This window comes from Candidatus Hydrogenedentota bacterium (assembly GCA_035450225.1).
Lineage (GTDB): Bacteria > Hydrogenedentota > Hydrogenedentia > Hydrogenedentales > SLHB01 > DSVR01.
Window position 1 is genome coordinate 1 of sequence record DAOTMJ010000082.1, and the last position, 7,097, is coordinate 7,097.

Genomic DNA, 7,097 nt, shown 5'->3' on the forward strand with positions numbered 1-7,097 from the left:
GGTTTGAAAACGCTTTCGGGGGGCTGATACGATAATCGGCGATGGGGATGGAGTTCCCCGTAATCGCCATGTGGCTGATAACTCCTGTCGAAAAAAGAGAAGGCGATAGGAGGTTGCAGCATGAGAGATACGACCGCGAGCGTCGAACTCCTGGGGCAAATCTGCGCGCAGTTTCATCTTCAGAATTTGACGCCGCAGCTCAATGCATGTTCCGAGACCCTCCGAAGCGGCGGGAGGGTGGAAGTCGCCGTGCTCGGGCAATTCAAGGCGGGGAAAAGTTCCTTCCTCAACACGATCATCGGAAGCGAAATCATGCCCGTGAATGTCCTGCCGGCCACCGCGGTAATTACGCGGATTGGGTACGGCCCTACGGATCGGGCCGTGGTCCATCGGTTATCCGGCGAAATCGAGGAAATTCCGTTGGCCGAACTGCCCGAATATGTTACCGAACAACGCAATCCGAGGAACGAAAAACGCGTGGCCTTGGTTGAGGTGGAACTGGCGTCGCTGGCGCCGTACCGCGGTATATGCTTCGTGGACACGCCGGGCCTTGGGAGCATCTTCGCCCACAACACGCAGGCGTCCATGGACTGGTTGCCGAAGGTGGGCGGGGCAATTGTGGCCATCAGTGCGAACCAGCCCTTGGGCGAACAGGATCTGCGACTGTTGGGTGAGGTGTTCAAGCATACCCCGGAGGTGGTGATCCTTCTTACGAAAGCCGATCTGGTTTCCGATCGCGAACGGAAAGCCGTCATCGAATTTACGCAATGGCAGATTGCCCAGAATACCGGGGGGCGTCAACTCCTCGTCCTTCCGTTCTCGAACCGGCCGGATTTTGAACGGTTTCAAAACGATGTACGCGAATACCTCCTCACGAACGTGGCGGGGCGCCATGAGGAGTTGTTCGTGAAAATCATGGGACACAAACTCTCCGCCCTGATCTCGGAATGCCGGGCCTATCTGATCCTGGCGCAGACGGCGGCCCAGTCCGCGGAAGCAGCCCGGTCCGAGTTGCGCGACATGATTCGGCGTGAACGGGAGGGCTTGGATTCGTTGGGAAAGGAGATTCACGTATTGACCCGGGATTTGAAAACGCGCGTACGCACGGCGGCCGGCGAGCGATTCCACGATCTTCACGGCGAATTGACCAAGCGGCTTTGCGCATCGCTGAAAAAAGCGATGGGCGCATGGACGGGCAGCCTTGCGAAAAGGACCCAGGCGTTTCAGGATTGGGCCGCAAGGGCCTTCGAGGAGGAATTGGGCCGCGTTTCGGAGCATGGAAAAGGATATCTCGAAGAATACCTAATCGAGGCGCAAGTCAGTTTTCATCGCACCGTGCGGGCTTTTCAAGACCGGTTGTCGAAGGAAATCGAGCGGGCGCTGGGCATCTCGTTCGAAAGCGCGCGGTTTCACGCCGAAATCGCGGCGCCCAGGAAGCCTGACGTGAAAATGGGCCAAGTCTTCGACAGCCATATCGATCTCCTCTGGTTCGCCATTCCCATGGGCCTTTTTCACCGGCTTTTCGAGCGTCATTTCCTTCGGCTTATCCCTTGGGAGGTGGAGAAGAATCTTTCGCGGCTGGCCAGCCAATGGGCGGACGCCGTAAACGCCTCGATAGATAGTCTCGCCCGGCAGTCCATGGAATCCATACAAAACGAACTGGCGACCATCGAAGGGCTGGTTTCGGGTGTGGGCGATCAGTGTAGCGCCATCGAAACGGCCCTTCGCCGGCTCGACGAATGTTCCGAATGCTTGGCGATTCCAAACGGAAGAGGAGACGCGGCCGCCCATTTCGGAAACTGTTAGTTCCGGAGGCCGGCGGTCCCGCTACCAGTACCGGGAATGCGGAAAGATGGCGAAGCAACCGATCGAAACAAGCCCGAACCACAAGCGGGTTATCGCTATCACGCTTAGAATGGTTGACGAGTTTCTGTGCGAATGCGAACTATGGGCACGGGGCCGCGAACTGCACTCGGTTCTCTATCGGGAGGAAAATTCGCTCACATCGGAACAGCGTGAGCAGATTTTCCATAAAGTGGAATCCCTTCGCTCTGTTTTGATGGAAATGCAACAGACACTCGGACTGAAGACCATGATAAAAGAACCCGCGCGCATCATTCGTGCGGCCTGTTTTGCCCTTTGGGAATCCCTGATCGAACTGCAGGGGAAGTATATCCGCGCGTATGGCGAACCCTCTGGGGAACTGGTGGCATATCTCGATCCGAAGAACGAAGAGATTATCACCCTGCTCCAAGACATTTTGAAGATAGTCGAATCTGACAAGCCTTCCACGAAGAGTTCAGCATAGATGCATGGGCTGTTGTCATGGCTAACAAGAAGAAACTTCGCGCGCTGGACAGCGCCGAAAAGGAACGCCGCCGGGAAAATGCGCTTCGGCCCAATCCCTATCTTGGGTACAACCACAATGCATTGGCCTTGTATCTTTTGGAACGCGAAGCGTACGCCATTGCCGAGGCTGAACTGAGGCGGGCGGTCTGGCTCAATCCCCATGAACCGGTGTTCATGGCCAACTTGGCGTGGTGCCTTTTCAAACAGGGGCGTGATGAAGAGGCGTGGAAATGTCTGCGACAGGCTGTCGGAAAAAATAGCCACAACCCGCGGATAGACCAAATCGCTGCTTGGATGGGACTGTCCGGCGGCCGTATCAAGGAGGGCAGCGATGCGTCACAAGAATGAAAAACACACGGCCTACTTCGATGTGCTGGATGCGCTCGTGAAGACGGCGGAGTGCGCCCTGTGCGCGCTCGAATCCGTGTCCCTGAAGCGCTACTTCGACGGGCTGCTTTACGAGATGGTGAACGATCCGAAGGTCCGGAGCGAACTTGCCCACTCCAAGGGATATTGCCACCGACATGCCCATATGTTGCTCGACCAATCCGGCGCATTTGGAACGGCCCTCCTTTACCAGGATCAGATTGAGGCGTTTAGAAAATGCCTGGAAGGTTTTTCTGTGGCAAGGTCGAGGTACGTCGCCGGAAGGGGGGAACGCGCCTGGAGCGCCCATGCCGGGTGTCCGGCGTGCCGCATTCAGGACGAATCGCGAAAACGGAACCTATCCGTTCTTTGCAAGTGGATCGCGGATCCCGACATGCGCGCCGCATTCCAAAAAAGCGCCGGTTTTTGCGTGCCCCATTTCTTCGTTGCGGTCGAATTTTTAAAAAGACCGGAGGATTGCGAGTTCGTTGTTCAGGTCCACCGCGAAAAATATGCTGATCTTGCACGGGAGTTGGCGGAATTCGAACGAAAGCACAACTACCAATTTTCCGGAGAGATCATGGGCAAAGAATGCGATTCGTGGCAGCGCGCGGTGAAGATGATTGTGGGATCGCGAGGCCTGTTTTAGATTGCCGTGAATTTGCTCTTACGGCCCGGCGTGGCATACAATAGAATACATGGGGATGGAGTTCCCCATAATTGCCAAGTGGCTGATGACTCCTATCGTGTCGAAGGATGCGGTAGGAGTTTCGTGTAAGGAAACCCCCGCCCAAAGGGATGGTCCCTATCCTTCCAATCGCGTCAGTTCATACGAGGAACTGATGAATGGAGGTTTTTTATGGAATCGGCATTTGCGGTAGCGGCGTTATGGATGGGGCTGGCGGTCGCCGCCACTTCGCTTTCGAATCATTTGCGGATATCGGTCGCGTTGATTGAAATCTGCATCGGGATCGCGGCGGGATTCGTGGCCGATCGGTATTTCGGCGCAGGCAGCCTTGGCGGCGACCTGCCCTGGCTTCGTTTTCTGGCGGGCACGGGCGCGGTGCTCCTCACGTTTCTGGCTGGGGCGGAGCTTGAACCCGCCGTGCTTCGTAAAAAATGGAAAGAGGTGTCGATCGTCGGCCTGATTGGGTTCGTGGCGCCGTTCGTTGGCTGCGCAGCCGTGGCGCACTTTGTCCTGGGATGGGATGTTCGGGCGAGCGGGCTCGCGGGAGTCGCCTTGTCCACGACCTCCATGGCGGTTGTATACGCGGTCATGCTCGAAACGGGCTTCAATCAAACCGATTTCGGCAAAGGTATTCTCGGCGCGTGTTTCATCAACGATCTGGGCACCGTTTTGGCGCTTGGAATCCTTTTCGCCCCCTTCACATACAAAACTTTTGTCTTCATCGGCGCATGCGTGGCCGTCATGGCTACCCTTCCCTTTGTCACGTCCCGCCTGATTTCGCTCTATGCCTTTCGCACGGCGGCGATCCGAACCAAATGGGTCTTGTTCGTGCTGTTTGGACTCGGCGCGCTGGCGTTGTGGTCCGGCAGCGAGGCCGTGCTGCCGGCCTATCTGGTCGGCATGATCCTGGCCGGCGTCGCCGCGGAGGATCAGCATTGGGTCCGCCGGCTGCGCACCCTGACTGTCGGCCTCCTCACACCCTTCTATTTTATCCGCGCCGGATCGCTGGTGTCCCTGCCGGCGGTTCTGGGCGCGCCGCTCGTGTTTGTAATCTTGCTGGCGGGAAAAGTCGTCTCGAAAATTTTCGGATTGTATCCCGTCATCGGGTGCTTTCACGGGGAAACGAAGGCCCGGTGGTATTACACCCTCATGATGTCCACCGGCTTGACGTTTGGGACCATTTCCGCGCTTTACGGATATTCGCACGGCATCGTTACGCGCGAACAGTATTCGTTCCTGGTGGCAGTGGTCATCGGCAGCGCCGTGGTTCCCACGATGATTGCCAATTACGCCTTCCTGCCCCGGCATTTGCTCCCCGGGGAAACCGTCGCCGATGAGGAACTGGAAGAATTGGAGAAAATTTCATGGGACGACAACGGCGAGGAGTCGTCTTCGGGTCCGGCGGAGGAGTAGGAGCGGATCGCTCCTCCCCGTAGTGGACGAAACGAATGTCGTGAACACCGGGGATGTTGCCCCGATGGCAAGGCGTTTCAGGGGTCCGTCTCGTCCGCTATTTTACGCCGACAGACGATGATGCCGGCGGCCATGACGAGCAACACAATAGGCCACGCCGCCACGGGCAGGGTTTGCTGGGCCATGACTTGGAATTGAGCACTGGGACCTGCTTCCGGTGCGAGATTGCCGGCGGCGTCGCTCGCCGTGCCCGCGTCAATGGAGATGGCAAGGGCGCCGTCACCGACGATGTTCTCCACGGTGACCGTGCGCGAAGCGACACCTGTTCCGGAAACGGTCACGGAACCGTCCGCGGAACCCGATTTCACGAGCGTCACGTCCTGTTCGGACAGGGTTATGATGTCCGCCCCGCCGTAAAGCACTTCGTAGGCAACAGGTCCGGCAGCCGTGGTCTCGACCGACGGAGGGCCAATCAGTACCGATGGGGGAATGGTATCGTAGGTGCGCGTCAGCGTCCCGCTCGCCGTATTGGGATTGCCGGCCGCATCAACGGCCGCCGCCTGTGGAATGTACGCGGATACCTCTCCCTGGCCTATTGGCGTCAAGGACAATGAGTAGTTCTGGGCGCTTGTTGAGGCGAAATGACTCACGACCGCATTTTGGACTTCAACGTCGAGCGCATCAAAGCCGTATACTGGTTCGGTGAAGTGGATTTGGACGGTGATCGGCGAGACGCGGGTCGGCTCCGGCGCGGCGGATGCAAGGGAAACCCCGGGGGATGTTATATCGTAGGTTCGATTGAGCGCGGATGACGCGGTATTAAAATTGAGAGCGGCGTCGCGGCAAACCTGCATGGGAACCGCCATCGCCACAAGGCCTTCATCCATCGGTTCAACGTCGCACGTGTAATGGCTTGCGCTCTGGACTTCGAAATGTGCAACCGTGCCGTTTTGCGTCCAGATATCCCCGCTTTCAAATTCGAAAACGTCCTCACTGAAAACGATATTGACGTGTATCGGCGAGAAACGGGTCGGATTGTCGGCCATGCTTGACAAAACGACGGACGGTCGTTCCGTATCGTATTCACGTTCCAGGGGAGGCGCCGCCGTGTTCCACTGTCCCGCGCCGTTTTGCGCAACGCCCGGTGAAATGTCGGCCGTTACCAACCCCGGTCCGGAAGGAAACAGGTCGAACGTGTAATGCGCGCCGTCAATCGTCTGGAAGTGGTCTATCGTGCCGTTGGTGGCGCTAATGTCGGTGGCCTCGAAACCGAATACGTCCTCGCTGAAGATCACGGTCACGGGTATGGGCGAGACATTGGTCGGATCGGGAGACGGAGACGTCATGTATAAGGTCGGGCCGTCGGGAACGAAGGTCCGCTCGAAAGGCGCCGAGGCCGTGTTCACGACATGTTCGGCATTTTCGGCGGCGCCCGCCGGAATGACGATTTGGACAAGGCCCGCAAGGAGGGGATGCACATCGAAACTGTAGTGCGCGCCGTCCAAGCGCCGGAAATTGCTTGGCAGCGCATTGATCATGACCAGATCGCTTTCATCGAAACCGGTGACCGGTTCGCTGAAAACGGCCTGTACGGCAAAGGGCGACGATGTGACCGGATCCGGCGCGTCGCTGAACAGAAATACGCCCGGCGCATCGGACTGATAGGTCCTTGTCAAGGGTGTGGCCGCCACATTTTCATTCCCGGCGGCGTCCGAGGCTACGGATGGAGGAATCTCGACCGTGACTACGCCCGGTCCGACGGGATATACCACGAAGTCATAGGCCACCCCATTGCCGCTAAGTCCGGCGGCTATGCCATTGGCGACCAGAATGTCGCCCAATGCGAATCCCGTCACCGGTTCCGAGAAAAGCAGGCTTACGGGAATGGGCGAGGTGTCCACCGGTTCCGGGGCTGTGGATGAAAGGACCGCGGTCGGCGCATCTTTGTCTATTTCGTAGGTCTCGCCCAAGGAAAAGGAATCGGCAAGCATGTTTGCGGCGGCATCGAGTACTGTTCCATCGTTCAGGATATCCAGGCGCAACAAACCCGAGCCGTTGCCGGTGTCAACCGTAACGTCATAGGTTGTTCCGCCGCCATTGCACGACAAGATTGCGACATCCGAAACACCAACGGCATTTATGACGCAATCCGACGCGTCCATTCCGCTGACCGGTTCGGAGAACAGGACACGGAATACAACCGTTTGGGCGTTTGTCGGGCTCGCGCCGGTTGTCTGGACCGATAGCACGACAGGCGGGTCTGCATCGTAGGTGCGAATGA

Annotated in this window: 6 protein-coding genes and 2 riboswitches; of the genes, 5 read left to right on the forward strand and 1 reads right to left on the reverse strand. The window is 57.8% G+C overall.

Going from position 1 to position 7,097, the window contains the following annotated elements; genetic code table 11:
- Window positions 1–34: 34 nt before the first annotated feature.
- Window positions 35–94, forward strand: a riboswitch (Fluoride riboswitch).
- 26 nt (window positions 95–120) lie between these two features.
- The 5 genes from P5540_19500 to P5540_19520 all read left to right on the forward strand — a co-directional run bounded on the left by P5540_19500 (window position 121) and on the right by P5540_19520 (window position 4,816).
- Window positions 121–1,806, forward strand: coding sequence for a dynamin family protein (locus P5540_19500; GenBank protein HRT67000.1), 1,686 nt, complete (start codon window positions 121–123; stop codon window positions 1,804–1,806).
- Window positions 1,807–1,852: 46 nt separating this feature from the next.
- Window positions 1,853–2,308 (forward strand): hypothetical protein, encoded by a 456-nt coding sequence (locus tag P5540_19505; protein HRT67001.1) that lies wholly within the window; start codon window positions 1,853–1,855, stop codon window positions 2,306–2,308.
- A gap of 17 nt (window positions 2,309–2,325) precedes the next feature.
- Window positions 2,326–2,697: a hypothetical protein gene (locus P5540_19510; GenBank protein ID HRT67002.1), complete on the forward strand. Its 372-nt coding sequence runs from the start codon at window positions 2,326–2,328 to the stop codon at window positions 2,695–2,697.
- The gene (locus P5540_19515) at window positions 2,681–3,364 is read left to right on the forward strand and encodes a DUF6062 family protein (GenBank protein HRT67003.1); all 684 of its coding nucleotides are present in this window, start codon (window positions 2,681–2,683) and stop codon (window positions 3,362–3,364) included. The genes P5540_19510 and P5540_19515 overlap by 17 nt, the downstream gene beginning before the upstream one ends.
- Before the next feature lie 42 nt (window positions 3,365–3,406).
- Window positions 3,407–3,466: riboswitch (Fluoride riboswitch) on the forward strand.
- Between the two features lie 108 nt (window positions 3,467–3,574).
- The gene (locus tag P5540_19520) at window positions 3,575–4,816 is read left to right on the forward strand and encodes a cation:proton antiporter (GenBank protein ID HRT67004.1); all 1,242 of its coding nucleotides are present in this window, start codon (window positions 3,575–3,577) and stop codon (window positions 4,814–4,816) included.
- Between the two features lie 77 nt (window positions 4,817–4,893).
- Here the strand turns inward: P5540_19520 and P5540_19525 are convergent.
- On the reverse strand, window positions 4,894–7,097 hold a 2,204-nt coding region (locus P5540_19525; GenBank protein ID HRT67005.1), incomplete at its 5' end, for an Ig-like domain-containing protein.